This is a genomic window from Vibrio ouci (assembly GCF_004551525.1).
In the GTDB taxonomy this organism is placed as follows: Bacteria; Pseudomonadota; Gammaproteobacteria; order Enterobacterales; family Vibrionaceae; genus Vibrio; species Vibrio ouci.
In genome coordinates, this window is record NZ_SATR01000021.1 from 1 (window position 1) to 26,963 (window position 26,963).

The 26,963-nt window shown below is 44.7% G+C and carries 27 protein-coding genes and 3 pseudogenes; 8 read left to right on the top strand and 22 right to left on the bottom strand.

Annotated elements, in window-relative coordinates; translation table 11 throughout:
• A pseudogene (locus tag ELS82_RS14220) lies at positions 1 to 139 on the top strand (IS3 family transposase); the annotation flags it as partial.
• Between the two features lie 129 nt (positions 140 to 268).
• The gene (locus tag ELS82_RS14225; RefSeq protein ID WP_134836062.1) at positions 269 to 697 is read left to right on the top strand and encodes a hypothetical protein; all 429 of its coding nucleotides are present in this window, start codon (positions 269 to 271) and stop codon (positions 695 to 697) included.
• A gap of 360 nt (positions 698 to 1,057) precedes the next feature.
• Here the strand turns inward: ELS82_RS14225 and ELS82_RS26310 are convergent, their stop codons facing one another.
• Positions 1,058 to 1,279: a hypothetical protein gene (locus ELS82_RS26310; RefSeq protein ID WP_167489326.1), complete on the bottom strand. Its 222-nt coding sequence runs from the start codon at positions 1,277 to 1,279 to the stop codon at positions 1,058 to 1,060.
• A gap of 51 nt (positions 1,280 to 1,330) precedes the next feature.
• Between ELS82_RS26310 and ELS82_RS26940 the strand changes: the two are divergent.
• Positions 1,331 to 1,459: pseudogene (locus tag ELS82_RS26940) on the top strand (thioredoxin domain-containing protein); the annotation flags it as partial.
• Between the two features lie 69 nt (positions 1,460 to 1,528).
• Here ELS82_RS26940 and ELS82_RS14235 read toward each other — a convergent pair.
• The 5 genes from ELS82_RS14235 to ELS82_RS14255 form a co-directional block, all read right to left on the bottom strand.
• Complete coding sequence (locus ELS82_RS14235) at positions 1,529 to 4,657, bottom strand: efflux RND transporter permease subunit (RefSeq protein ID WP_134836063.1); 3,129 nt, start codon at positions 4,655 to 4,657, stop codon at positions 1,529 to 1,531.
• A gap of 9 nt (positions 4,658 to 4,666) precedes the next feature.
• Positions 4,667 to 5,812 (bottom strand): efflux RND transporter periplasmic adaptor subunit, encoded by a 1,146-nt coding sequence (locus ELS82_RS14240; protein WP_134836064.1) that lies wholly within the window; start codon positions 5,810 to 5,812, stop codon positions 4,667 to 4,669.
• Positions 5,813 to 6,059: 247 nt separating this feature from the next.
• Positions 6,060 to 6,305, bottom strand: a complete 246-nt coding sequence (locus tag ELS82_RS14245) for a Rho-binding antiterminator (RefSeq protein ID WP_134836065.1) — start codon at positions 6,303 to 6,305, stop codon at positions 6,060 to 6,062.
• On the bottom strand, positions 6,298 to 7,764 hold the full coding sequence (modF, locus tag ELS82_RS14250; protein WP_134836066.1) for a molybdate ABC transporter ATP-binding protein ModF: 1,467 nt from the start codon (positions 7,762 to 7,764) through the stop codon (positions 6,298 to 6,300). Before modF ends, ELS82_RS14245 begins: the two co-directional genes overlap by 8 nt.
• 116 nt (positions 7,765 to 7,880) lie before the next feature.
• Entirely contained in the window at positions 7,881 to 8,750 is an 870-nt protein-coding gene (locus tag ELS82_RS14255; RefSeq protein WP_134836067.1) for a LysR family transcriptional regulator, read from the bottom strand.
• Positions 8,751 to 8,853: 103 nt separating this feature from the next.
• Here ELS82_RS14255 and ELS82_RS14260 point away from each other — a divergent pair, with 103 nt between their 5' ends.
• The 4 genes from ELS82_RS14260 (at position 8,854) to ELS82_RS14275 (ending at position 12,934) form a co-directional block, all read left to right on the top strand.
• Entirely contained in the window at positions 8,854 to 10,104 is a 1,251-nt protein-coding gene (locus ELS82_RS14260; RefSeq protein WP_134836068.1) for an MFS transporter, read from the top strand.
• On the top strand, positions 10,101 to 10,670 hold the full coding sequence (locus ELS82_RS14265) for a DUF1415 domain-containing protein (protein ID WP_134836069.1): 570 nt from the start codon (positions 10,101 to 10,103) through the stop codon (positions 10,668 to 10,670). Before ELS82_RS14260 ends, ELS82_RS14265 begins: the two co-directional genes overlap by 4 nt.
• A gap of 198 nt (positions 10,671 to 10,868) precedes the next feature.
• Complete coding sequence (locus tag ELS82_RS14270; protein WP_134836070.1) at positions 10,869 to 11,552, top strand: response regulator transcription factor; 684 nt, start codon at positions 10,869 to 10,871, stop codon at positions 11,550 to 11,552.
• Complete coding sequence (locus ELS82_RS14275; RefSeq protein WP_134836071.1) at positions 11,552 to 12,934, top strand: ATP-binding protein; 1,383 nt, start codon at positions 11,552 to 11,554, stop codon at positions 12,932 to 12,934. The genes ELS82_RS14270 and ELS82_RS14275 overlap by 1 nt, the downstream gene beginning before the upstream one ends.
• On the opposite strand, the gene ELS82_RS14280 is transcribed toward ELS82_RS14275, so the two are convergent.
• The 14 genes and pseudogenes from ELS82_RS14280 to ELS82_RS14345 all read right to left on the bottom strand — a co-directional run bounded on the left by ELS82_RS14280 (position 12,935) and on the right by ELS82_RS14345 (position 24,240).
• Positions 12,935 to 13,582 (bottom strand): OmpA family protein, encoded by a 648-nt coding sequence (locus ELS82_RS14280; protein WP_134836072.1) that lies wholly within the window; start codon positions 13,580 to 13,582, stop codon positions 12,935 to 12,937.
• 12 nt (positions 13,583 to 13,594) lie between these two features.
• Positions 13,595 to 14,878, bottom strand: coding sequence for a TadE/TadG family type IV pilus assembly protein (locus tag ELS82_RS14285; protein ID WP_134836073.1), 1,284 nt, complete (start codon positions 14,876 to 14,878; stop codon positions 13,595 to 13,597).
• Position 14,879: 1 nt separating this feature from the next.
• The gene (gene tadF / locus ELS82_RS14290) at positions 14,880 to 15,428 is read right to left on the bottom strand and encodes a tight adherence pilus pseudopilin TadF (RefSeq protein ID WP_134836074.1); all 549 of its coding nucleotides are present in this window, start codon (positions 15,426 to 15,428) and stop codon (positions 14,880 to 14,882) included.
• Complete coding sequence (locus ELS82_RS14295) at positions 15,403 to 15,888, bottom strand: TadE/TadG family type IV pilus assembly protein (RefSeq protein WP_134836139.1); 486 nt, start codon at positions 15,886 to 15,888, stop codon at positions 15,403 to 15,405. The genes tadF and ELS82_RS14295 overlap by 26 nt, the downstream gene beginning before the upstream one ends.
• On the bottom strand, positions 15,878 to 16,657 hold the full coding sequence (locus ELS82_RS14300; protein WP_134836075.1) for a tetratricopeptide repeat protein: 780 nt from the start codon (positions 16,655 to 16,657) through the stop codon (positions 15,878 to 15,880). The genes ELS82_RS14295 and ELS82_RS14300 overlap by 11 nt, the downstream gene beginning before the upstream one ends.
• Positions 16,650 to 17,540, bottom strand: coding sequence for a type II secretion system F family protein (locus tag ELS82_RS14305; protein WP_134836076.1), 891 nt, complete (start codon positions 17,538 to 17,540; stop codon positions 16,650 to 16,652). Before ELS82_RS14305 ends, ELS82_RS14300 begins: the two co-directional genes overlap by 8 nt.
• The gene (locus tag ELS82_RS14310; protein ID WP_134836077.1) at positions 17,540 to 18,457 is read right to left on the bottom strand and encodes a type II secretion system F family protein; all 918 of its coding nucleotides are present in this window, start codon (positions 18,455 to 18,457) and stop codon (positions 17,540 to 17,542) included. The genes ELS82_RS14305 and ELS82_RS14310 overlap by 1 nt, the downstream gene beginning before the upstream one ends.
• Positions 18,458 to 18,466: 9 nt before the next feature.
• Positions 18,467 to 19,750: a TadA family conjugal transfer-associated ATPase gene (locus ELS82_RS14315; protein WP_134836078.1), complete on the bottom strand. Its 1,284-nt coding sequence runs from the start codon at positions 19,748 to 19,750 to the stop codon at positions 18,467 to 18,469.
• Positions 19,751 to 19,755: 5 nt separating this feature from the next.
• Positions 19,756 to 20,985 carry a CpaE/TadZ family protein gene (locus tag ELS82_RS14320; protein WP_134836079.1) on the bottom strand — a complete coding sequence of 410 codons (1,230 nt, stop codon included), beginning with the start codon at positions 20,983 to 20,985 and terminating at the stop codon, positions 19,756 to 19,758.
• Between the two features lie 9 nt (positions 20,986 to 20,994).
• Positions 20,995 to 21,468, bottom strand: a complete 474-nt coding sequence (locus ELS82_RS14325) for a hypothetical protein (RefSeq protein ID WP_134836080.1) — start codon at positions 21,466 to 21,468, stop codon at positions 20,995 to 20,997.
• Positions 21,465 to 22,787 (bottom strand): type II and III secretion system protein family protein, encoded by a 1,323-nt coding sequence (locus tag ELS82_RS14330; RefSeq protein ID WP_134836081.1) that lies wholly within the window; start codon positions 22,785 to 22,787, stop codon positions 21,465 to 21,467. Before ELS82_RS14330 ends, ELS82_RS14325 begins: the two co-directional genes overlap by 4 nt.
• A gap of 10 nt (positions 22,788 to 22,797) precedes the next feature.
• Positions 22,798 to 23,580, bottom strand: a complete 783-nt coding sequence (locus ELS82_RS14335) for an RcpC/CpaB family pilus assembly protein (RefSeq protein WP_134836082.1) — start codon at positions 23,578 to 23,580, stop codon at positions 22,798 to 22,800.
• 134 nt (positions 23,581 to 23,714) lie between these two features.
• Positions 23,715 to 23,987: pseudogene (locus tag ELS82_RS27700) on the bottom strand (prepilin peptidase); the annotation flags it as partial.
• A gap of 43 nt (positions 23,988 to 24,030) precedes the next feature.
• Positions 24,031 to 24,240, bottom strand: coding sequence for a Flp family type IVb pilin (locus ELS82_RS14345; RefSeq protein ID WP_134836084.1), 210 nt, complete (start codon positions 24,238 to 24,240; stop codon positions 24,031 to 24,033).
• 259 nt (positions 24,241 to 24,499) lie between these two features.
• Here ELS82_RS14345 and ELS82_RS14350 point away from each other — a divergent pair, with 259 nt between their 5' ends.
• Entirely contained in the window at positions 24,500 to 25,075 is a 576-nt protein-coding gene (locus ELS82_RS14350; RefSeq protein ID WP_134836085.1) for a nucleoside triphosphate pyrophosphohydrolase family protein, read from the top strand.
• A gap of 73 nt (positions 25,076 to 25,148) precedes the next feature.
• On the opposite strand, the gene btuD is transcribed toward ELS82_RS14350, so the two are convergent.
• Together btuD and btuC are read right to left on the bottom strand one after the other, a co-directional pair.
• On the bottom strand, positions 25,149 to 25,904 hold the full coding sequence (gene btuD / locus ELS82_RS14355) for a vitamin B12 ABC transporter ATP-binding protein BtuD (RefSeq protein ID WP_134836086.1): 756 nt from the start codon (positions 25,902 to 25,904) through the stop codon (positions 25,149 to 25,151).
• Entirely contained in the window at positions 25,891 to 26,886 is a 996-nt protein-coding gene (gene btuC / locus ELS82_RS14360; protein WP_134836087.1) for a vitamin B12 ABC transporter permease BtuC, read from the bottom strand. Before btuC ends, btuD begins: the two co-directional genes overlap by 14 nt.
• Positions 26,887 to 26,963: the final 77 nt, after the last annotated feature.

The following is a 26,963-nucleotide window of genomic DNA, read 5'->3' on the forward strand; positions in this document are numbered from 1 at the left end:
AGCTTGGCAAAGTGTTGTTGGCTATATCATCAGATATTACAGCCAAATCAGGCCGCACCTGTATAATGGTGGCCTGACTCCGAATGAGTCAGAAAGGCTTTACTGGAAAACTTACAAAACTGTGGCCAATTTTAGTTGACCACTACAGAATGCTCTTACTGGCGCACACAAAGCACACGAAACCGCAAAAGCATTAGGTGGATTGGGTGTTACAGTCATAGTTAGAACAGTAGATGGTATTGACTATCTGATCCTGAAGAACTACGACGTGTTTAAGCAAACGCTGTTGTACGGTGGAGTGTTCAAGGCAAACAACCCACAAGTAATACGTATTGGTTTGACTGCACTTAGTTCAGTGCAAGGTATGACACAATACGTTAAGGTTTCCTCACCAACGGAAATTCTCATCGGTTCTAGCATCAATGTGTTGCAGTTCATACTTAACGATGAGTACACACTACGGAAACTCGGTATCGACCAAACCAAGATACTAATAAACATATTATTGACGGCGGGTATTAGTCTAGGAGTTGCAACCGCATTCCCTGTAGTTGCTGCAAGTGCATTGTATAGCGGTATTACATTAGTAATAGTTAGTACAGCGGTAGCCATGTTTGATAGTCTTACTGACGTACATGAAAAATTAATAGAATCAGTTATTGGTGAAGAAAAAACGAATGAAAGCAACGATAAGTAGAAACTATAGAATATTTTGGTTTATTTTCACCCCAAGTCTATTGATCGGATACTCGTACTTGATATACGTAACCTTAGTTGGATTCATTTCAGAACCCGACAGTGTTATATATGAACCCATTGGTTACGTATACGGACTGCTATATTTGGGTTACTTCCCGTTAATCCCAATATTTCTATTAAGACTGAAAGAAGTAATCACACTGAAGGAAGTAACGTACCCCAAGAAACTAATAAACGTGTTGGGTGTAGTTGGTCTGTCTTTTGGGGTTGCGTTGAATCATCTTACTTACAGTTTTGTTATTGAACCCAACAACATGCTTCAATGTCCCGCGAAACTAGGATACAAAGAAAACTTAGTTCAAGAATACGTTACTGATATTAAAGTGTGTAGGTAGTTCTGTTCCTGGAACAACGAACTCAGCTCTTTGTTTTGCTGTGGCTGTATGACTCGTTCACCCGCGCTTAATAGGAATGTACTGTTATCCATACTTTGGGACACTGATTCAATGCCTCCGTGCGCTTGGCTGAAATTAACGGATTTAACTTCTTCTATAGCTGCTGCACCCTCAAGTGTTGCCATCGTTACCGCTGAAATATTGTAAGGAAATAGAGCACTAGCCCACGCCTCATTAAAATCCAGCTCGATCGTAAAGAGCTCGACACTATTGGGGCTCGCTCTCTGCCTGTTCTAAAAATTGGTGACCGTATTATGATTGGTTGGAATCCGGGGAACTTTGAGAAGATCTACAACGCTAAATAATCTCAACGTTGTGAATTGTTCGTACGACCTGAACATATAAAAGCATCAGGCCGTACAATCCGCCGCACTCTATTCAGTGACGGTTTGTGAATCACTCCGCTTACGCGTTACCACGCCTTTCAGCTTTGAAAACACTCCTTTAATATCTTCAAGCATCAGATAGAGACACGGTACCAGTACCAAGGTCAACAAAGTGGCAAACAGCACAGCAAAACCAAGTGCAACAGCCATTGGGATGACAAACTTCGCTTGCAAGCTGGTCTCAAACATAATTGGCAAGACACCAACAAAGGTTGTAATTGAGGTCAGTGTGATCGCTCTAAATCGCGCGCAACCTGCTTCAATCACCGCTTCTTTAATGCTCACGCCCTTAGCTCTAACTTGGTTAACGTAATCGGTCATCACCAAAGAGTCATTGACGACTACGCCCGCTGCGGCAATTAGGCCAAATGTTGACATCATGCTGAGGTCGAGCCCAAACCAATAATGACCCCATATTGCGCCCGTTAAGCTAAACGGAATCACCGACATAATAATCAATGGTTGAGCATAGCTCTTAAGCGGCACGGCAAGCAGAATGTAGACGATAATCATGCCGGCAATAAAGAAGATGATCTGTTCATTTTGCTGTGCTTGCTGCTCTTCTATAGAGCCACCTAATTCACTCTTAACACCGGGGTAATTAGAAAGAATCTCTGGGATGATCTCACTATTCACTTGCTCGACGATTTGGTTTGGTTCAACTAACTCTTCATCAATAGAGCCGTATACATAAACGCTGCGATAACCGCCTTCACGACGAATGCTACTAACGCCTGGTTGCTGATTAATCTCAACCACATCGCCAAGCATCACTTTCTTACCTTCTGGGGTAGTGATAACCGCATAGCGCAGTGACGAGAAAGCTTCACGGGTCAATTTCGGGTAACGCACCATGACTTTAATTTCTTCACCATCGCGTAATACGCGCTGCGCCTCGCCGCCATAGAAGCTACCTCCGACTTGAGTGGCAATATCAAACAGATCTAAACCGAGGTCGTAAGCGACGGGCGCGAGCGACAATAGCACTTCCTGACTACCAGAATCGATGGAGGATGAGATATCAAACAAGCCTTGTTGCTGCTGAAGAGAAATGATCAGATCGCGCCCTGCAGCATTGAGGTTTTCTATGTCAGAGCCATACAGTAGAAAGCCAAACTCATCGCCCTTTTCGTCATCATTGACGTTATCCGACACATTGAGCATCTTTAAACCGGGAATGCTTGGCAGACGTTCACGCCAACGCCTAGCCAACTCGAAGGTGTTGAACGGCCTTAGCTCTTCATCCACCAGAGGGATCACTAAACGTCCTTCTTTACGCCCTTGGCTAAAGGTCAGAATATCACGCACCATTTTCTGACCTGTCTCCTGCTCTATCTCACTATCAATGGCCAGTACTGTGGATTCAACCAACTTGAGCGCTTCAATGGTTTGCTCACTCGACACATTGTCATTCATCACTAGCTTGATACTAGGAAAGTCATGGGGAACCTTAGGCGAAGGAACAACTCGGACATAACTCGCCATCACCATAGCGACACTTACCGCTAATACGCCGACAAAGGTTGCAAACACGCTCCAACGCCAATGTGTACACCACTTAACGAAGTTTTTGTATGGACCATTGATGAAGCCAAAGAAACGAGTATTAAAACGATCTCGCCAGCTGCCTTTCTTAATCGGCTTAAATTTCGAGTGCGCCAAGTGCGAAGGCAGAATTAGCTTAGATTCAATCAAGCTAAAGAACAGACAGAGAATCACGATGGATGCGATGCCAAAGAAGAAGGCTCGCTCTATCCCTTTGGACATCAAGAACGGCGCAAACACTGCCATGGTTGTCAGTACGCCAAAGGTCGCAGGAGTAGCAACTCGCTTAGCGCCACGCACGACATTTTCGACGCCACCGCCGTGTTTCTCGATTTCGCTGTAGGCACTCTCACCAATGACAATCGCATCATCGACAACAATACCTAGCACCATAATGAAGGCAAACAACGAAACAATGTTGATACTGACGCCAATGAATGGCATCAACATAACCGCACCTAAGAAACAGACTGGAAGGCCAACCATCACCCACATTGCTAGCTTAACGCGTAAAAACAAACTCAACATCAAGGCAACCAGCACCGCACCTTGAAGCAGGTTTTTAAGCATCATGTCTAAGCGAGCATTTAAGTAGTAGGTCATATCGACCAAGGTTTTGATCTGTAAATCTGCCGGCAGGGTTTGATTTTTCTGCTCCAAATACGCCTTCACAGATTCAGCAACCGTGACCATATTCTGATCTTTAGTCGCTTTGACCGAAAGATACATCGCATTTTGACCAGAATAGCGGAAGTAACGGTCATCCTCGGTAAAACCATCTTTAATGGTCGCAATGTCTTGCAGAAGCACCTTACCGCCATTGGCACCAATCTTCACTGGAATATCGCGGAACTCTTCACCGCTATAGTATTGGTTTTCAATTCGTACCGAGATCATCCCTGCATTAGTTCTTACTTCACCTGCCGAGTAATTGGCCGAATAACGTTGAATCGCCCTACTTACATCATTCAGCGTTAGGCCGTATTTCTGTAGCACCCTTGGTTCGATTTCTACCGCGATCTCATATTCAGGTGCACCAAGGTCAACCAAAGCCACGTTGTTTAACTGCAGCAGTTCATCTTCAATTTGTTTTGCTATCGGTTTAAGCTCAAGCAAAGTACGATCACCGACCAAAGCCATCTCAATAACATCTTGTCGCCATTCGTATTGATAGACTTGAATCGGCTCCATAGCGTCAGGGAAATTGGAGGTCGAATCGACTTTTTGTTTGACCTTATCCAACACCGCGTCAATGTCTTCATTAACATTGATTTCAAGCTCAATATTGCCGCTACCACGGTACGCCGTTGATACTGACTTTTTAATGCCAGTCACGTCTTTAAGTGACTCTTCCAACTTGATCAGGATACTTTCTTCAATCTCTTGCGGCGAGGCTCCCGGGTATTGGGCACTAACATTGATATAGTTGACCTCAATATTGGGGAACATCTGTCGCTGGATAAAGAAAAAGCTCACCGTACCAATGATCAGTATGAACACCATCATCAAATTGGCGGCCACTGAGTTATTGGCGAAGTAAGCGATCAGCCCTTTTTGTTTAGACTCTTCCATGACCGACCTCTACTTATCTAGCTGACTGTCTTGAACAGCGACTTCAACTTGCAGCCCAGTTTGCGGATATTCAGGCACGGTCAAAACGATTTGATCATCGTCACTCAAACCTTGATTGATCAGCATGAACTCTTTTTCAGCGCGCAAAACATTGACCGTTCTCGGCTCAAGTTGGTTATCACTATTCACCACCCACACTTGGCGATTATTGACCAGTTCCTGAGGAAGACGATAAATGTGTTTGAGTTCCTTGCCTGGGAACTGCACCTCAACATAAGAACCAAACTTCATCGGCGTTTTATCACTTTCTATCGCGTACGGATTGTCTACTCTCACGACCATATTGATCATACGAGTACTGCTATCAATCACCCCTAAATCACGGTCGATAACACCTTCACGATGAGTATTCTCAATACCTCTTTGAATCACTTGCGCTGGAAGCCCTGCGTAATCTTGCGGTAGAAATGCACTGTCAAAACCTGCAATCGGGATGTGTATTTCTCCCGCTTCAACATTGTTAAGTGTCGCAACATGTGCCCCTGCCGAAATAAATTGACCGACACCGATATCTTTTGCGACAACTAACGCGTCGTATGGAGCAACAATTTTGCAGTTTGCTAAGTCACGTTTCGCACGTTTAAGCTCAGCTAACGCCGACTTAACCTGTGCGTCTGCACTCAACAGTTGTGGCTTACGTAAATAAAGGTCTGTAACCTGTTTTTTAGGAAGGTTTTTAGCTTGGCGCGCTGCAACTTCTGCTTTGGCTTTCTCTTCGATAAGCGCAGCTTTAGCCCCCGCTAACTGCGCTTCAGCTTGCAGTACTGCCGCTTGATAATTATCACTTTCAATGCTGAATAAGACTTCGCCTCGTTTGACGATGCCACCGACAACAAAGTTAGGATGCCAACTGACAACTTCTCCAGATACTTGGGAAGAAAGCTGCGTGACTTCAACAGGTTGAAGCTCTCCATGACTGGTAATTACCACCTTGTGATCGCTGGAGTTTATTTTGGAAACTTTAACTATTGGCGGTGCTTTCGGTGGTTTACTCTCTAGTGACTCCGGCGCACTTGATGCAATCGCAGAATACCCAGCATAAGCGCCACCTAAAATGATAAAAGGCAGTAGCCAACGTAACGGCTTAGTCGTCATTTGAGTTCCTTGTCAGTTTATTTATTATTTATATGAATAGTTGTACGTCTGAATAGTGCTTCGACATCAATTACAGGAAAACTATCCCATTGATTGAAGCATTTTTATAGATATAAATAATATCTTGAGCACGAATCATTATTGAGACTAAGCGAAGTAATGCGCAAAGCAGTACCACTTCATATTATTTGGTGGGTATTTGATGCCCTAACGAATGTCTGGGCATCGAGTGTTAACCTAGATTAAGTTAGCCGAATGTCTTTACCTGAAAGTGTGGGTTGTCCACCAGCACTTCCAATTTTGACAGCGTATCAAGTACAACAAGTTGCTCGATGGAATCTACGACCAGCTTAATACACTCTTGTTGATCTTCATTGCGCGCGGTATCCAGCGCCTTCCCTTCTAAACTTTCACCGTCTTTGAATGTCAGGCGAACCGGATAACGGTGCATACACACTATCTCAATGTAGTCATAGTCACTGCAGCTAATCATCGCACTTACCTACTCTCACTTGTGGTTTATAACACTGCACATCGTCATTATAGATAAACTCAACCTCATTTTTGATGCTGTCTAGTTTATCCTTTTGGTAATGAGAGACATAAAGGAGCTGGCTTAAATTTTCTTTGGCGATCAGCTCTAAGGTGTTTTTGACCAAGCGACGACCAAGATAATCTAGCCCTTGGTATGGCTCATCTAGGATCAATATTGCTGGTTGTTTGACGATGGCTCGCGCGATCAAAAGCAGTCGCTGCTGACCATATTCTAACTGCCTAAACGAGGTATTGGCATGCTGTGACATGTGCAAGATCTCAAGCCATTCCCGCGCCACGATGATCTCTTTTTTGCTCGGCTGTTGATAGAGACCAATCGAGTCATAAAACCCGGATAGAATCACATCAATCGCTTTGCAGCTAACACGGTATTGTAAGTGCAGCGCCGAAGAAACCATGCCAATGTGCTGCTTGATCTCCCAGATTGACTCACCGCTACCACGCTGCTTACCAAAGATCTGAATGTCGTTGGAATAACACTGTGGGTGATCGCCAAATATCAGGCCAAGTAAGGTACTCTTGCCACAGCCATTAGGGCCTTTAATTTGCCAATGCTGCCCGTTTTCAATCCGCCAGTTTAAATCGGTGAAAATGGTTTTCTCTGTGTACTCGACTCGGCCATTTTGTATTTCGAACACTGGATTTTCAAAGTGATGGGAATGCTGATAGCGATGGATCAGCTCCATCATTTGCTCACTCTGTTGCTGAGATTGAGCTTTGATTTGACTGATAATTGGATGAGATTCCCATTCGCGCTTGTTCATCGTACTTTCAAGCTTGCCATGATTGAACAGAGCAATATGTTCTATCCATTCTGGAATATCTTCTTCACGGTTGAAGGTCACAATCATTTGCACGCGCTGAGACAGCTCAGATAAGAACTCAGCTAACGCCGCCCGATGGGCAACGTCTAAGCCAGTAAATGGGTTATCCAGTACAATCAGATTAGGCTCGGTCGCCAGCGCCCTAGCAAGCATGACCCGGCGCGTCTCTCCGGTAGAAAGCACTCGAAAGCCACTCTGCTTTAGGTGCTGCAGATCAAGCTGTCCAATCAATTGCTCGGTCAGTGACGACGACTGACATTGCTCATAGATCAAGTCGTAAACAGCGGTGCCGCTATCGACCTTGTCGAGATAATCCGTTTCATCTTTTGCGATTTCTTCTTCCAACAGACGCTGCTGCTCCACCAAGGAGACTTGGGCGATACGACCTTGGGTTAACTGAAGTGAGGATGGATCGGCTGCCAGCTCGCCACAGAGAAGGCAACCGAGCGCAGAACCAATGTCGCCTTCGGTACTAAAGACGCCCCAAGATTGTTTCTCTTCAATTGTCCATTGCTCAATATCGAGCTCATGCGTGCCTAAGTCCAAGTGAAGCTGTTGAATATCAATTTGCATGAAACGGTGTCCCTACCTTTCAAGATTTTGCGAGTGTTAACTCCAAATTACTGTAATTGTTTAATAAGTGCGATAGAGATTAAGCAAAGTGTGATATTTGCAGATAAGTGCTTTCATCACACGTATTGCTTAACAAAATCGATAAAGGTTTTGTCGGCAATAGAGAGATAACCGTCCTTTCGCCAAGCCAATGCCAGATCCAGCTTTACCTTGGGTTCAAAAGAAATGCCAACCACATCCTTTTCATGTTGAGTGACCAGTTCTAACAGCGCGGTAATGGCAAACTCATGCTTGACGATACTTAAGATCATTGGCAATAAATTGGTTTCAAATGAGAACAGCATTTCTTTGTCACACAGCTTGGCTTGATTCTCGATAAAGTCTCGGTGGAAATAACCCGCTTTAAACATCACAAGTTCATGTTGAAAGAACTCATCAAACGTAATCGAATCTTGGCTGGCAAACTCATGCTCTTTCGATACAACCGCGACCATTTCAGAGGTGAGTAAGTGGTCTGTTTCTAGGTCGTCAGGTACATTTTCATCATTAATCACGCCTATATCGAGCTCTCCGTCTAATAGCATCTGCCTAATTAAACGGGTCCCGGCATCGACTAACGTCAGCTTAAGGTGCGGATAACGGCTCTTAAACGCCATGAGCACTTCGGGGAAAAAGTAAGACCCCATCATGCTCGGCGCGCCAAGGCGTACTTCCCCTTTCTCTAGCCCTTTTAGCTCATCGATCGCAAGCTGAGCGTCTTCTAACTGTTGTAATACCCGCTTCGCGTGCTCATAAAGGATGTGCCCCTCATCAGTCAGTGATACTTGCCTCTCTTCCCGACGAAACAGTTCGACGCCCAGACTCTGCTCTAGTTTTTTAATCGACACACTCAACGCTGGCTGTGCAATATGGAGCGCTTTAGCCGCTTTGGTAAAGTGTTGATGCTCGGCAACAGCGACAAAATGCTTTAACGGTTTTGATTCCATAGTGGTCATACTAAAAATATATTAGGTTTATATTTTTAATATATTTTATATATCACCATTAGACTGATATTTTGCTCACATAGTTTCCAATCAGATACCGACCATGATCGAACTCAAGAGCAAAGATTACCGCCGCGTCACCTTCAGCCTAGCGCTAGGATCTTTCTTAGTGTTTTGTAATCTTTACCTTTTCCAACCGATGCTGCCTTATATGGCAGATTACTTTTCCGTCAGTGAAACCCAAATCAACTGGCTGTTTGCTGCAAGTACATTAGCGCTCTCAGCCTGTCTTGTGCCATGGGCCGTTGCCTCTGAAGCAGTTGGACGACGCAATGTGATGCTATTGGGCCTGCTCGCCATGCCGTTTATTGGTGGCATTATGCTGCTGAGCGACTCGCTATTATTACTCGTGGTCGCCCGCGCACTAATGGGCGTTGCCTTGGCGGCATTTGCCTCTGTCGCGGTGGCTTATATGGTAGAAGAACTCTCTGAAACCGCCTTTAGTCACGCTATTGGCGGCTACATTGCTGCCAATTCGTTGGGTGGTATTGCTGGTCGTATTGTCGGTGGGACGCTCACGGATGCTTACGGTTGGCAGCAAGCAGTGATGGTAATGGCAATATTCACCTTGTTCGGTGCCATTTGTGTTGTGTTTCTTTTACCTAAGCAAAAGAACTTCGTCCCACAAAAAGGGATGCTACGTCAGCACAATCGCGCACTCATAAAACATCTATCAAACAAGACTATCTGGTTTGCCATGCTCATCGGCGGCGTCAATTTCGCCTTGTTCGTTAACCTCTACTCAGTAATGGGCTTTAGACTAGTTAGTGAGCCTCATAACCTGCCTATCGGTTTGGCTTCGCTTATCTTCCTTTGCTATTTAGCCGGGACCATCAGCTCCAAAATGACCTCTCTTTGGACAAAAACTCGCAATACTATTTCTGGGATGATGACGGGCACTGTTATCAGCTTACTGGGTATGCTCATCGCCTATATTGATGCATTGCCGTTTATGCTATTGGGATTGCTACTGATCAGTTTTGGCGCATTTTTCACCCATACCTTGGCGTATTCGTGGGTTAGCCGTAAAGCAACCCATGCCAAGGCGACCGCGACAGCGCTTTACTTAGTTCACTACTATGTCGGGGGAAGTATTGGTGGCTTCTTCCTTATCTATTGTTGGCAACACGGTGGCTGGGGAATGGTCATAACTGGTGGTCTGTTCCTGTACGCCGCGATCTTCCTACTATGCCAACTACTAAAAAAATTTGAACAAAGCAGTACACAGGCAGAGGAGCATCCCTCAACCGATTCTGCTATTCTTGCGCCAAATACTAAATTGGAAGCAAAATGACAGCCAATAACTCAACACCTAACAACACTGAAATCGTCGCTAATGCTGTCGAGCAATGGCTAAATGATGTGGTGATTGGTCTTAACTTGTGTCCGTTTGCGGCAAAGCCTCAACGTAATAAGCAGATTAAGATCTTCGTTAGTGAAGCCGCAACCGAAGAAACGTTACTCGAAGATATTTTGACGCAACTTCTGGAGCTTGAATCCACGGAGCCTGAGCAGCTAGAAACGACGCTTGTTGCGGTGCCAAACATGCTGCAAGATTTCTATGATTACAACCTGTTCATTGATTGGGTCGAAGCACTAATTCGTCAACAAGAGTGGGATGGTATTTTCCAGTTAGCGACTTTCCACCCTGACTACTGTTTCGGTGGCGCAGAGCCTGAAGATGCAGAAAACTTAACTAACCGTTCTCCGTATCCGGTGTTCCACTTGATCCGTGAAGAGAGCATGGAGAAGGTACTTAAGCACTACCCTAATCCAGAAGCAATCCCTGAAACCAATATCGCCCGCGTTGAGTCATTAACTGCGCAAGAGAAAGCAAAGCTGTTTCCATATCTGGTTTAGAGCACTTCCTTTCTCTCATCATTTCAAGATGGCCCCATACCTAAGGCTTACTAGCTTTCGCAGTAAGCCTTATTAGTACCGATGGGCTACAGGTAAGATTTATCCCAAGCACGTGTAGTAAAAGGCTTATTCATTGGTTCTTGGCTACTTAAATGGTATCTTAGCCTCTTCAATTACATGCGTATTAGAGGCCTTGCTATGCAGGTTGTTTTGGTCGAAGACAACGAAATTTTAAATCACCATCTTTCATCTCAGCTTAAAGACCGAAATCATACTGTCTACTCAGATAAAACGGCCTCTGCTTGCCTGCAGACCATCCAAAAACAGCCTAACGCAGATGTAATGATCATCGATCTCGGTTTGCCCGACTTTGATGGGATCACTCTTATCAAACAAATACGCCGCAAAGAAATTCAAGTCCCTATTTTAATTCTTACTGCTCGTGGTGATTGGCAAGATAAAGTAGAAGGGCTAAACGCAGGTGCCGATGACTATCTCACCAAGCCGTTTCAGTTTGAAGAGTTAGCCGCAAGACTAGAAGCTCTAGTAAGACGTTATCAAGGCTTTGCTTCATCAAATATTACCGTTGGTGATCTCACGTTAGACACACAAGCGAACAGCATTGCTTTCCATGGCACTTTGCTAGAGCTCACCGCTTTAGAATATCAAATCTTCGAGTACTTGATTCGCCACCACCAGCAAGTTATTTCCAAAGAACAAATTGCTAGTTCCCTTTATGATTCAGGGCAAGAAGTCCAGCTTAACAATATTGAGGTGATCATTTCGCGTTTGCGTAAAAAGCTCTCCAGCTATAGTGATGATAAGATAATTACAACAATCCGAGGCCAAGGCTACCGCTTGATATTTAAGGAAAGCGATTAATGAAACGTTTAGTCTCAACCAGTTTTCGTCGCCGAGTTCTGGCTGTTTCACTATGTGCTGGACTCAGTTTTGTTTTAGTCATCGGCTTTCTTTACTACCAAATTGCTAAAGCGAATCTCATCAAAGACTACTCGTTGCAGGTTTATAGCCATATACCGGCAATAACGAACGAGTTAGTTTCCTCTAAGTTAGTCCCCCCTCCTGAATCATGGCCAACTATTTATCCAAACGATTCAGAACAATTTGCGATGGCGATTTGTGATGAAGAGAATAACGAGCTTTGGCGATCTATGGACGAAGAGTCCCGTCAGAAAATGCTTAAGGCCGGGCTATTTGTACCCAAGATAGATAACTATTGTCTCGACCCGTTGCTACCTACTAAGCTCAACACGGTCGAACTGATTCAAACTGAACGTGGGGCTGCGTTTATAACGCAAGTATTACCACTTGATGCTACTGAGTATAACCCTCAAGGGCGAATCATTGTTTTCCGTCGCGTTGGCGACAAAATAGAGAACTTAACTGAATTAAAAACGCACGTAATGCTCGCGACTGGCTTTGTCGCTCTTATCATTGCCCTGATTATCCATTGCCTATATCGATGGGGGTTCCGCCCATTCAAAACTCTTGAGCAAGAGCTGAAAGATGTGAAAGCGAGTAAAAAGAACAAACTGTTAGAGACTTACCCTGAAGATTTGGCGCCTCTCACCAACGCCCTAAACGAAATGATCTTCCAGCAGCAAGAAAACGAACAACGATACCGTAGAGCGCTAAACGACTTGGCCCACAGCTTAAAGACACGTGTTGCGGTTTCTCAAGCACTACTTAGTGATATCGAACAAGGCAAGATCGACGCAATCAACCAGCAGTTATTGGAAATGGATGATGTGATTCAAGGTCAATTGAAGAGAGCCTCGTTCGGCGTTAAAGGCATCACCGAAAACTCAACCCTTATCAAACCCGTTATCAATAGCCTACTGATGATGTTTGATAAGGTTCACATGGATAAAGGCCTGCAGGTCGAACTGTTTATCTCAAAAGGACAAACACTACCCATGAGTAAATCAGACATTATGGAAGTGTTTGGTAATCTTCTCGAAAACACCTACCGATTCGCTAAGTCACGCATAGATATATTCGTAAATAATGGCGAGAGTGGCCTGATGGTCACCATAAATAACGATGGTCCTCCTATCGAGCCAGAAATCCGAGATAAATTGTTTCAGCGAGGGGTAAGAGCCGATGAACAAAACCCAGGAACAGGTTTAGGGCTGGCGCTGTGTGATGAAATCATTCACAGCTATAAAGGAGCGATTTGGTTTGAAGATCCAGCTGACCCATCCATGGGTGTCAGCTTGAAAATTATGTTGCCTTATACCTAACTAACTTTGTGGCTTAAGCTCAACTTCTACTCGTCTATTTAGGTGGCGTCCATACTCTGAATCATTACTTTTGATTGGGTGTTGTTCGCCATCAGTCACCGCTTTGATATTTGTGTTCAAGTAGCTAGTAACAGCTTCAGAGCGCTTTAACCCTAACACCAAGTTGTATTGCTCAGAGCCAAGAGAGTCGGTGTTTCCTACTACAGTCAATTCACTCTCACTAGCGTCGATACGCGCTTTCACTTGTGAAAGAAGGTAGCGTGACTGCGCATTCAGATCGCTTTTATCAAAATCAAACAGTACTTGCGCTTTTAGCTGTGGTTGCCACTGTTCATTGGGCGCAAGCGTAGCGTGACTCAGCAAATACTCAGCACAGCTTGCCTCTACACCTACCTGTTGGAGACTTTGTCTAACACTGTCTAACTGCTCTTTGTTGCCTTTATCGGTCGAGATTTGTAAAAATGCACCTTGGTGATACATCACTTGCTGACCGCGTCCAACCATCACTCGCTCTTCATACTCGTTACTGCCCTGTTGACAGTAATAATAAAGTGCTTCGTTGATGTCACTATCGACGGTTTCCGCCGCGACAAATTGACTCATTGGCAGTACCGCTAGCAAACACAATTTCAATTTACTATTCATCATTATCTTTCTCTGTTATTGCGCCAAATGACCGACTTCTTCAGTGATCAGTGACAAGATTTTATTGAGGATGTCATCCTTGTTTTCAGCTTTATAGACGTTATCTTTACCAACACAATTGCGCAGACCCACATTGGCATTCAGCTCATAATCGAAGCCAATCACTGCCATGCGCGCATTCATTTGCTCCCCATCTGGCGTTTTCATTCCTTTACTGTCGGCCATGCCATTCACTGTCATAGGGCCGCCATTGACCAAATTTAGAATGTTCTTGCACATGCCTAGATTCACTAGCTTCTCTGTTTGGCCTGCGTAATGTTTGTAGTCTTCCCCATCGGATAAAATTATAACCAACTGCTTTGGGTTAACCGCTTTAGCTTTAACAATCTGGCCTGCTCGAATAATGCCTTGTAATGAGGCTGTACCACCATCAGCCTGAAAATCATTTACCGTATTAATGAAACTAGTAAAATTTGTTGTGAAGAAAATGTCTTTAAAAACTGCATCTTCAGCTTGGCTCGGCACCCTTTGTGCGGCCCCCTTTACAACAAACTGCTGATTAATTGTTTTCTGAGGATAAAATATGTCTTTCTCATCGTAACCCGGCTGTAACGTTGTGATTCGTTGATCTCTTATAATCAACTTTCCATTGCTTCCTGTATTGATTGTACGTCGGTTGTAGCCCGTGATAGCAACTCGGTGAGGATGCTCAGGGTAAAGCTGGTTATACACAGAAAGCTCGTTCGTTACGTCCTCAATAATATCTTTAAGATCTTCTATTTTACTTTTTGATCCACCAGTCCAATCTAGGTTCATTGAATCAGAAAAATCAACAACGAAGATAATATCGACAGGTTGGCTTTGATAACGACGAGCTTTCGAAGAACCGGTCACATCAAAGCTTTCTCCAAAGCCTGCAATCACATCGTCACCTGGGAACCAAGATTGATGTTGAGCCTTACCAGCAACGCGATATTCAAAGAATCTTGCTTCTCCCTTTTCAATACCTGCGGCGCATTCAGGGATCTCTTCACAAGAAAGTTTTCTTACTGATACTGCTTCTAACGACTTCATGTCATACAAATAGTGATCGATGTAGTCTTGGGCCAGCTGATGATCTTCTTCATCTTTTGCAGAAACCGCTAATACCGCCGCTTCTGCTGCCTCTTCCAACCGCGCTTTGGTTTGCAATGCTCGTGCACCATCAGAACCAAGCATGAACACGCCAAATAATGCCGGGATCATGATTGCAAACAGCATTGCTGCGTGACCGGATTGCTTATTCATTGAGTGTTTCATTTTATCTCCCGATCACCACAGAATCTGACATGACGTTAGTGAACTTTTTGCCTAACAAATCACCAATCCAATTACTGGTTTCGTAACACATGGTCACACGATACAAAGGCATTTCTCGACCGCGATTACTCACAACCGTTAAGTGTTCCAAATCAGTGATGGATTGCGCTACCTCGCAGGTTACTCCCCCGCGGTTTTCTGCAATCACTGGATTCGGTTTACCCACTTCTTTAAAGCTCAGCTCTTCGACTAACAAACCGTATTTATCGGTTTCAAATGCGCCGAAAGTTCTTTGCAAAGAACGTTTCGCGAGCGTATCAAGGTCATTCACTTCTTTAGCAGTAAGTTGATAATCAGCGTCATATAACTGGGTGCGTTCTTTGACAATATTAACCAGAGAGTATGAGAGGCGGTCTAACTTACCTTTCACCGAGAGTTTGATGATCACGTCGCCACTAAAGGCCAGCAGCAAGCTAAAGAACACACCGACAATGGCAAACTCAATACTGAAAGTACCGCGCTGTTTAGACTTCAAATTGGGAGCGTTCATATTCTTGTACCACTATCATTTCTCGACTCATCAAATTTGACGTTGTCACGAAGTAACTGAAGATAGGTTTAAAGCGATAGTTAATTCGGTAGATTGCAATAGCTGCATTGTCCGCTTTACCACACTCAGTGCTTTCTAGGATCTCGGAGCTACCACATAAATCTTCTACATCGACTAGGTCATCGAGTGATTTCACGTATTGAATCGTGACTTGGAAGTCATCCCCATCAACCACCTGGTTCCAGATACTGCCCTCTCGATGTAAGACGTCTTGCACCGTCTCCATGTAATTGTCCGAGCCCTTTTTGGCGGTGCGAGCAATCTCAGAAATCGCAAGATCATTGATGGCAGAGATATACGAGATGTAACTCATCTCCACCCAAGCCATACACATCAGCCAAAACGCAAAGAAACCAATGGCAAACTCGATACTTGCCACTCCGCGCTGCTTAGCTTTCATCATGTGCCTCTGAAGCCTGCATGCCACTCACGGCTAGAGAGCGGCTTTCTGCTGAGTAGACACTGTGGTTACGAATCGCTTTATAGATCTGTTCTATTTGATGTTGGCTAAATCGGTCACTCAATACCGATTCAACAAATGAATAGTGACCTAGCTTTGCCATGCTTAACGTCAGGTTGGCAATCATCTGCTCATCAGCCTGGCCGCGCTTATACAAAGGTAATAATCTCTGTGCCGCCGATTGGTAATTTTCTTGTGCGATATCCAATACCGCTAGGTTATTGTTCACCGTTGCTGAGTCATAAAAGTGCTCTCGTGCACGTTCAAAGTAACCACGTGCTAACTCATACTGATAGCTATAGCCATAAAAGGTGCCAAGTAGGTTCTCGGCTGCTGCGTTCTCTGGCGACTTTTCAAGTACACGTTTAGCACTATTGATCGCCGCAGGGTATTGGCCGAGTTCACTGTAAGCTCGGCTTTGAAGCAATAAGCTCTCAACACTTGCGTTTTTTTCCTTGGTTACAGGCGCGATATAAAACAGTGCAGACTCCGCATCCCCCATCGCGAGGTAGCTCGTTGACAGTTTCTCTCTTAACTCAACCGTATCTTTCTTCTGAAGCTGTTTCTTGTATAACTCGGTCAGTTGGACATGATTATTGGTTTGTTTGTAAATGGTCTCTTTGGACTCGTCTTGCTGCCAATTGGATTGCGTCGAGCTACAAGCCACTAACGCGAATGTAAGACCCATTGTGATAATTTTCTTAAGCATTGAGCATTAACCTCATGACACCTGGTGCGGCGATAACAAAGACAATTGGGATCAAGATGAAGACGATAAGTGGTATCGACATCTTGGCGGCTAACTTCCCTATCTCTTCTTCCAACTCCAGCATCTGAACTTCTCGGATATCTCCAGCTAAAGTCGTTAACATGGTGTAGATTGATGAGCCATGTTGAATGCTCTGGCTCAATGTCATCACGAAACTGCGCATTTCTGATGACGGCACCTTGTCATACAGCTCTTCCAGTGCTCGTTGCATACCCACAATTCGAGCGCGATGGTTCGTTTTGTCCAATAGACTGGCCATCTCTTGGTTGAAGCTGCCCATTTCCACCGATAAATACTTCATCGAAGCTTCTATGGTCATACCGGTTTGGACACAAATCGCCATTAAATCGATCAAATACGGCATCTGCTTTGAGATTCGTCTTTGACGCGCTTTTGCCATTGAATCTAAGATAATGTCAGGCAAGGCAATGGCGATCATCGCCCATGCCCCTGCTGCTGCAATCCAATGATTGGTTTGCCCCTCTGTGAACCAGAAGAAAGCGCCAATAATGACCTCACCCAGAACCAAAGAAATGTACTTCATGGGCATAAACAGATGAGCAAACCGGGTATCACTGAAACCAGCACTTTCAAAGCGTACGCTTACATCATTTTGAGATGTCGTGAACACAGACGTTACCGGCTGTAGCCACTGCGTCATTTCATTCCGTGGAGCGCTTTTACTTTCCGCGTATCGATTCGTTTTGGCCAAAGCAGCAATACGTCGCTTTTGTTTAACTTTATAAAATAGCCAATAAGCTAAGATCAAGATGCCGAAAGCGATACCTGTCCAAGCAAAAAATAACTGCAATTGGTCATTCATTACTTCACCTTTTTCATTAGCATCCAGATGATTAGCATGCCGATACTTTCACTGATAATGACGTAGTACAGTATCGGACGCCCCTCTGGGTGAAACATCACAAATTCAAAGTTCTCTGGGCTTAGAAACTGTAAAATAAACAGAAAGAAGAATGGTGTTGCGCCGACAATCTTGGCTGAAATTCGCGCCTCGGACGTCATGGCATACTTCTTTCTTTCTACTGCTCTTGCTTCAAACATTTGCCTGTTCAATCGCGACATCACATCTTTTAGTTGTCCACCACGCTGCATGTTGGCTCGCAGTGTAATGACAAAGAAATGAAACGACGGATACGGAAAGCGGCGACACGACTTTCGAAACACCTCATCAATGGGTTCACCTAAGTTAAGACGCTCACTCATTAGCTTGAATTCTTTGCCCACCTCACCTTCTAACTTTTGGCCTACATAAGTAATGCCTCGGCCGATACTTTCACCAGCACTGAGAGAGCTAGTTAGCATGTTCAACGCATCGGGGAATGTTTCTTCAAAACGTTGTTGTTCACGTCTTTGTAAGAACAAATATCCCCAAATCCATGCGAGTATTAACGCCACAGGTAACACTTCAAACATAGGTAGTCGCAACATGGTTTGGTTGACAACCCCAACAGCCGTTAAGGCCAACACTGAAAACAATGCAATTTTTAATGCGGCCATTTTGCCTAACTGACGCTGAAGGTTATCCCAACGCTGCAATATTCTCTGTTTTAGATTTCGATCGGAAAGACTCGCCATATTGATGGCCTGTTGGGTAAAACTCGCGTTATTCGCTGCGTTGACTTTCGAGTTTTCCAAATAGTCATTGATCGTTTGCTGCCGCTCAGGCTTTAGAGCAACAAAGACGAGCGCAAACCCGCCAAGGATGATTAACCAATACATACCCGCTCACTAGTTGTGTAGTGTCATTAACTCAATGACTTGGGTCAGCTGATGCTCGACACCAAAGAAACGTGCCTTTTCAAACAAAGCAGAACGGGCCATAACCCCTGATGTTGTATATGAGCCTTGAATTCGGCCATCCAGGTTTTCTGGCGAAGCTTTAAAAGAAAACAGCTCTTCTAGCACCACATTCGTTCCTTCAATGCCAACCACTTCAGTGATGCTCATGATCTTACGTGAGCCATCATGCAAGCGGCTAACCTGAACAATGAGATCAACCGCGCTGACAATCGAGCGTCGAATCGCTTCCAACGGTAAGTTACTGGTTGCCATCATCACCATAGCTTCGACGCGAGCAAGCGCATCTCTTGGCGTGTTCGCGTGCAATGTCGACATCGAACCATCGTGGCCTGTGTTCATTGCTTGCAGCATTTCAAACGCTTCACTGCCACGACATTCGCCGACAATAATTCGGTCTGGACGCATACGCAGCGAGTTAATCACCAAATCTCTTGATGTCACTGCCCCCGTCCCCTCAATACCATTGTTTCGGGTTTCCATTCTCACAACATGTGGCTGCTGCAAACGAAGCTCCGCGGTATCTTCGATGGTGACGATACGCTCACCATCAGAGATATGCTGAGACAAGGCATTGAGCAAAGTTGTTTTACCCGAACCCGTGCCCCCAGAAACCAGTATGTTCAATCGACAGCGAGCCGCGATTTGCAATAGCGCCGCCATTTCGTTCGAAAGCGAACCAAATTCCACTAGGTGTTCAAAACCTATACTTTGCTGGCGAAACTTACGAATAGAAATCGAAGTACCATCAAGCGTGATTGGCGGAATGACGATATTAACTCGGCTTCCATCCTCTAAACGTGCATCACAAGTCGGCGAAGACTCATCAACACGGCGACCTACTCGGCTGGCAATACGCTTTGCAATATCCAATAGCTGCTGCTCATCAATAAAACGGATCGGAGCCTGCTCAACTAAACCGTTTCTTTCGATGTAAATTTGCTTGTGGCCATTGATCATGATGTCGGTAATCGAATCATCATCCATCAAGACTTGTAGTGGCCCTAAGCCGACAAGTTCATGGATTAGACTAGTGACATACTCAGATTTCGCCAACGACGACACCGGAAGCTGCTCTCGATTTACCAGCATATCCACCGCATTGGCCAGCTGAGCCTCTAGTTCACTACGAGACAAACTCTCGATAACACTAGCATCCAGCGCATCAAAGATCTGACGACGTAACTTAAGGTAAACACTTTGAGATTGTTCCATGATGATTACCCGTTACGCTTTAACAAGTTACGTAAAGAAAAGCCTTTGCTCGGCGCTACTTTCTCACCAACCAATAGCGCGACTAGATTTTGTAACCCTTGCTTCATTTCTGAGCGTGTATCGCTAATCAAATCACCTTGGAGCAAATAGTGATTTGCTTTAAAATCAAACACTAACTGCGCATCGGCTTTACGACCAAAGTACTTTTCTACATCTGCTTCATTGATCGAGGCAGCATTATCAGGTCTAGAACGATTCATGACCATCAGTACGGTAAGCTCTGGGTAGCGCAGCTCGATTTCAGAGCTAATACGATTGAGCTCGCGCAGTGATGAAACTGTGGCATCAAATACCAAAACTAACACGTCAACACCATCTATCGCTTTCTCAAATTCAGCGTTAGTTGTTGCAGTGTGTGAGTAGTCCTCAACCACAAAGGTATTGCTTTGAACCATCTGCTGCTTCAGTGCTTGAGTGTACTGATGGAGCTCTTCTCGGCTAAATTCGTCAGACTCAACCGCAAGTATCGACAGGTGTTTTTCAATATTTTGTACAAGGCTCAAGGCAATATCGCTATCAATGCCCGTTGCCAGCGTTCCTTTTTGAACGCTGCGTTTATTGAATTTCTTTAGCCCCATCATCACATCAATGTTGCTGCCAGTGTAAGTATGGTCAACCAACAGTGTGCTAGCGTGATGATACTTCGCCAATGAGCGCGAAACTTCACAAGCCACTAAGGATGTACCCACCCCACCTTTTACACCCATAAATGCAATCTGCTTAGCTTTACGGTTTTGGCCTACGCCACGTTTGTCGACATGGTTATTTGCCACATTGCGATAAAAGTCGGCAATTTCCGCTTCGTTTGCGGGCCAGAAAAGGTAATAAAAACCAAGCTCTTTTAGTGCACGAATGGTTGAGATAGCATCTTCACTGCCGATGATGATCACAGAGACATGAGGAGGAAGGCTACGTGATAGTTGCTTCGCATCCTCAACTACATCGCTGCTTTGGTTAAGCTCAACCAACACAACTTCAACCTCTGGATTCTGCTCCAACTTGTCAAAGTTCTGAGGTTGATTGATTAACGCTTGTGGTTCCTCAAAGCCTTCAAAACGAAACGCCTTTTGTACTAAGGCACTGCAGAGCTGAGACTGATAGAACAGTGCACAACGGCTTTGCTTCGCAACATTTTTAGGTCCTGAACTACTTAACTTATCAACTAAATCAAACATACCAATCCCCTAAATAGCGTTTTGTGGATTAACCATTGATTGCCAGCGACTGGTGTCGGTATTACAACCTAAACTGCCGCGACCATATTTACCAACTTGTTCTTGGTGGCAAATTTCAAGCTTCACCTGGTGCACTGTAGCGGCGACTTCAACCTTAAATTGTCCGCTTTTTTGATGCTTGAAATAGACGATACGATTCGTATCAACCCCTGCTTCAATCAATTGTCTTTTCGCCGATTGGTACAAACCGTCTCCATGAGTTCCGGCAATTTGGATTTTCCAATCTGCGCGAGTAACCAGCGTTGGATGCTTATCAATAAAAGTATTTAGCCTTTCCGATAGGTGATCTTGGCTTGTTTCTGTTAACTTGAACTGGTAAGTGACTGGAATAACTTCAATTGAGGTGCCGCGTGGCTCTTCAATGTGGTCGGCACAACCCACTAACGCTGCAGCCAGAACAACTGAAATGATTAATGCTCTCATTGGCTAAAACCTCCTGCTGATAGAACTTCGTCTGCCCATTTTTCTTGCGACGTTTCATACTCGCTATCTAAAGCAAAAAAACGTTTTAACGTGCTGGTTTTTTTCATTGTCGGCAGCTGGATTTGATTAGCTTTAACCGGTTGAACAAGGTTAACTGTCGCAACAATCACCAATTCCGTCTTATTGCGCTCCGTCCCTGTATGACGGAATAAACTACCCAAGATAGGAATGTCACCAATAAACGGGATTCGCGTTAACGACTCCTTCTCTTCACTGTTGAGTAAACCACCTAAAACAAAACTTTGACCATCACCTAGCTCTACCGTTGTTTGTGCTCGGCGAGTGTGCAATGCGGGTATATTAAAATCATCACTGGTATATTGCTTATCAAGTGAACTCACTTCCGGCGATAGCGCGAGTTTAATTTTGTCGTCACGCAATACCTTCGCCATTAATTCGAGCCTCACACCGAACTCTTTATACTCAACGCTAGTCCCACCATCATTGGAGGTCATTATCGGCAGCTCGCCACCCACTAAGAAACTGGCTTTTTCTCCAGAGATCACTGAAAGATTAGGCTCTGCTAATACTTGACCAACCGTATCCGTACCTACAGCAGAGATAACAGAGACAATATCGCTAGCGCTAAAACTAGTTAATTGGTCAACGAAGATCCCTGCATTCCCCCCACTACCCATTTTGATACCAAAATCTTGCATAAAGGTATGTGAGACTTCCGCAATGGTAAGTTTGACATTCACTTGTTTAGTAGCAGCAACTTCAATGTTGTTAACCACACCTTGGTACTCAAGCTGAGTCATAAAGCCGATTTCAATGTCATCATCATCTTCTTCAGCCATTTCAAAAGTGGCCGCTGTTTTCACTCTTTTCCCAAATAGCTCGCCGACTAGCTTAAGAATATTGTCTTTTTCTTGCTCGGTACTGACACTGCCGCCTAGCACCACATTGTCACCAATGCCGGACACAGTCACTTGTGCATAGGGGAACTGCACAGCAATCTGCTGCTCTATCGCTCGATAGCTTTTGTTTACTACCAGCATTTTATTAATCAATTCTTTGCCATCACCATCAAAGGCGATAAAGGATGTTGACCCCATCTCTTTGCCCAAAACGACTACTTTATGCGCGTCAATAACTTGGTAATCGGCAACCGTTTGTGAAGAAATAAAAACTGATGCAGCTTCGCCAGAAATAGACAACGACTTGGCTTCACCTTGGGTTAAGTTAATCGTCCCTTGAGCAAATGTGCATAAAGGCATTAACGTCATTAGCATTAGGGCGCTTATTGTTTTTTTCATACCCGGTCTCTTAATTAAAACGAAATTCACGAATACCACTTGCACGGCCTTGAACACGAATGATGTCAGCCGAATCCGCCACTAAGTCATTTGCGTAGGCTTCACCTAACGATTTGTGTACCGCTATCTCTGCTACTCGACTTGCGACAGTGAGTCGAGCTAACTGCTGATTGGTCACTTGAAGAATCAACGTCACTTCACTGTCATCATCTCGATTTAGAGAGTCCAATGACTTTTCAGGTAAGACCATGTCTAAGACTTTGATCTGTGCCAGTAACGGCATCATGGTTAAATGCTGGATGTCCGATACGGTTTGGTCAGTCGATAGGTTCTGACTTGGCGTGGAGAGCACAGAAATATCGACCAAGTCACCAGCACTAATCGTCCCGCCAACGACATCCTTACCAGGAACTGTCACGTTATACGGAACAAAGCCAGATTGAAGTACCACGTTTAGGTAATCGCTTTCGCCCGGCATTGCGACAACATCGTCACTAACAATGTCACCAACAGATAAATCCTTCACGGCAAACATTGGCTCATCCCAATCCAAATCAATATCACTATCGATTCCAACTAGAGCCGCCTTTGCTTGGGGTAGATACTCGACCATTAAATGGCCGCGAGTTAACTTGGCGCCTTTTGCTAGCTCATGCTTTACGCGCCAAACTTTGTACGTCACTTCAGGTGAAGTAGTTGGCTTGGGTGTTTCTGCGGGCTTGGCGTTGGTCACACCATAAAGCCCAATAGATATAGCGACGAACGCTAAGCCAAGAATGATTTTTGAATTCATTGATCAACCTACAACGATGCCGCTATACCTAATAAGCTTCCCAAACAAATAGGTACACCATAAGGCACCCCTTTGTTGACCCAATTAGCATTGCCAGTCATTTGACTGACTACCCATTGGGAAATGGCTAAGGCTCCACCTGCACTTACAATAATAAAAACGGTCAGCGGAAAGTAATTGGGCGATATCATCAAACTATAAGCCGCCAATAGTTTGCTATCTCCGGCAGCCATGATGTTGAAATAAAACAGCAAGGCACCGATAGCAAGCACTGGGATTGGCATGGCTAATTGTTCATATCGACCCTGTTTGAAGACAAAAAAAACACCCAACAGAGTAATCACTATCACCACTCCATTGGGTATTTTTCTATGTCTGATATCTTGATAACTGGCTACTAAAGCCATGGTGGCGATAAAAGGCAGCCACCATAGTTGTATATTCAAACTACTATTTAATACCAGACGCCGTATTAATGTTTCTGGTAATTGCAGCGATCGCGCTATCCAATGCTGTTTTTAGAGAACCATTGAACACGGCAAGAACGATCGCTGACATACATACACCTAGGATTGCGTATTCAATTGCTGTTACACCGCGCTCGTCGTTTTTGAATGATTCAATAAATAGTTGAGTTTTAACAAATGCTTTAGTTAACATCTTTGTTTCCTGTTGATTAATGGACTGTGTTGTTTACGGAAGAGATATTAAAAACTGTTGCATTTGCTAACAACGGAAGTGATAAGCTCCTCACATTTCCCTGACAATAACGGCGTTTTCATTCAGTTTGGATTCAGTTTCGCGGTGAATATCGCCCCCTCTACTCATTCACAGCAGATTTAATGAGGTTCGCGGATAGCGAGAACGGAGCCGCTTTGGTAGTATTGGCACAACATAATGACATCCGGACCTATTGGATATGCACCTTTCAAAACTGACCACAGACATTTTTAACCATCTTTACCGCGATATTTCTGAATTCCGCAGCACGTTTGATCTACCTGTTGCCGCGCCAGAAAGCTTAGATGACAAAGCTGACACTCTTCACACATCACTTGCAATTGAAGAACTGACCGAGCTAGCAGAAGCGGATAACAAAACAGAGCAAGCTGATGCGATCATCGACAGTGTTTATGTTTTGATGGGTCGTTTGGTGCACCTAGGCCACGATAAAGTCGAAGATAATCTAGCGATCAATTATCTGATTGATCTACTGCTTAACGTTGCGGTAAACCGTGGTATCGACTTTATCCCTTGCTGGGATGAAGTTCACTCAAGCAACATGAGCAAAGTATGTCGTAACGAAAAAGAGTACGCTGAAACTGAAGCACATTACGCAGAGCAAGGCATTAAGCTAATGGCTGTACAGAAAGGTGATTACATCATCGCAAAATGTGCGGAAGACTTTGTTGCTGAAGGCAAAACGATTCGCCAAGGAAAAGTTCTAAAATCGGTTTACTACCGTCCAGCCGCTCTTGCGCCTTTAACTAAGTAGTTAAAAGCACAACACAAAATAAAAAAGCCGCTTGCAGTTCAAGCGGCTTTTTTGTGTCTGTATCACGCTGATATTAGTCGAACAGTAAAACGGGACTTCCTTCGACGTGCGCTTTAGTAACTTTGGTTTTGAACACCCGCGACAGTTCTTTAACCGATAAGACGTCTTTAACCTCTCCCACCCTTTGTAACACGCCCTGCTCTAGCAACAGTGCTTTATCGGCATGCTTGAGCGTTCTATTTAAATCATGGTTAGACATGATGACGCTAATACCCATATCTGCCACACGCCTAATCAACTTGTATAACAGCGTTTCTTGGCCAATATCGAGTGGTGCTGCTGGCTCATCAAGAATAAGCAATTTCGCATAAGGGTTTAGTGTTGGCCAAATCTGCAAACAAATGGCGCACAGTCGAACGCGTTGCCACTCCCCCCCTGAAAGGTGGTGAATAGAACGATGGAGCTTGTCATCGATCTCAAGCAATTGGGATAGCTCATGGATTACTGACTCGATGTCTGGTGAGTGAGAGTCGATATGTGTAGGTAAAGACAACGCTAAATACTGCACCACATCGAGATTAAATGCTGGTCGGTCACTTTGGCATAAGAACGCGCGGCAAGTGGCCAGTGATTCGATAGAACTGCTGGCGACGTCTTGCTCAAAGATGGACGCCTGACCATCAAAATCTAACAAACCTGCCACCGCTGATAGCAAAGTACTTTTGCCACTGCCGTTAGGACCAATCACGTGCAAAATTTCACCTTGGTTGACCTCAAAGGAGAGCGGCAGTAATCGTGAGCCAACCGATAAGCTATTAACGTGAATCATGATTATTCACCAACATCCAGATAAAGATCGGCGCACCAATTGAGGTTGTCACCACCCCCAATGGAAGCTCAGCCGCATCAAGTGCGGTTCTTGCGACAAGGTCAGCAAAAACCACCAGCGTGGCGCCCGATAAGGCTGAAAGCGGAATCAAATAACGATTCTCACTGCCTATAGCCAATCGTAAAAGGTGCGGTACCACCAATCCTACAAAACCAATTACGCCACCTAACGCAACCGCGCCGCCAACAAGTAAGGACACTGCTAGGATCAACTTCCAACGTACAGCGTCAATATCTACACCAAGCTGCTTTGCGTGCAATTCGCCCATCATTAATCTATCAAGCAAGGTGCCTTTAAAACATAGCCATAACAGCACTGGGATAAGGACAAGAGTCAGCATGTGGTGATACCAACTTGCTGCACCTATGCTTCCCATCAGCCAATACATCAGCTGACGCAGGCTTAGGTCATCGCTAAAGTAGAACGCCCAAGTCACTACCGCTCCGGACAATATACCCAGTGCCACACCGACCAATAGTAAGCGTGTGGTGGTCAAGCGCATCGCTTTGGCGACAAAGACGAGCAGCATTGTGAAAGCCAGTGCACCAAGCACTGCAGCAATCATAAAGCCAAATGGTGTTGCTAGCGTCGGCGCAAAGAACAACAGCAGTACCATGAGCACGCTAGCGCCGCCGGATATACCAAGTACGCCAGGTTCTGCGAGAACATTACCCAATAAAACCTGTAATACGGCACCAGAAACGGCAAGCGAAGCCCCAACCGCAATTGCAGCCAGCAAGCGAGGTAAACGTAATTGAACAATCAACTGTTCTTGTAGCGATGAAAGCGATTCAAACGGCGAGATAAACACTTCACCTACCATTAAGTAAAGCGCGCTAATGATAAAAAGTGAAAAGGCGCAGAGCCCACCAAAGCGTATCCATCTTTGCTGCCTGCGATTGAGTAGCTGAGTAAATTCCATGTGGTTGCTGAGTAACCGAGCCTAGCCCCTAAAAATAATGGCTTAACGATACCGTTAAGCCATTAAAATAGAAAGTG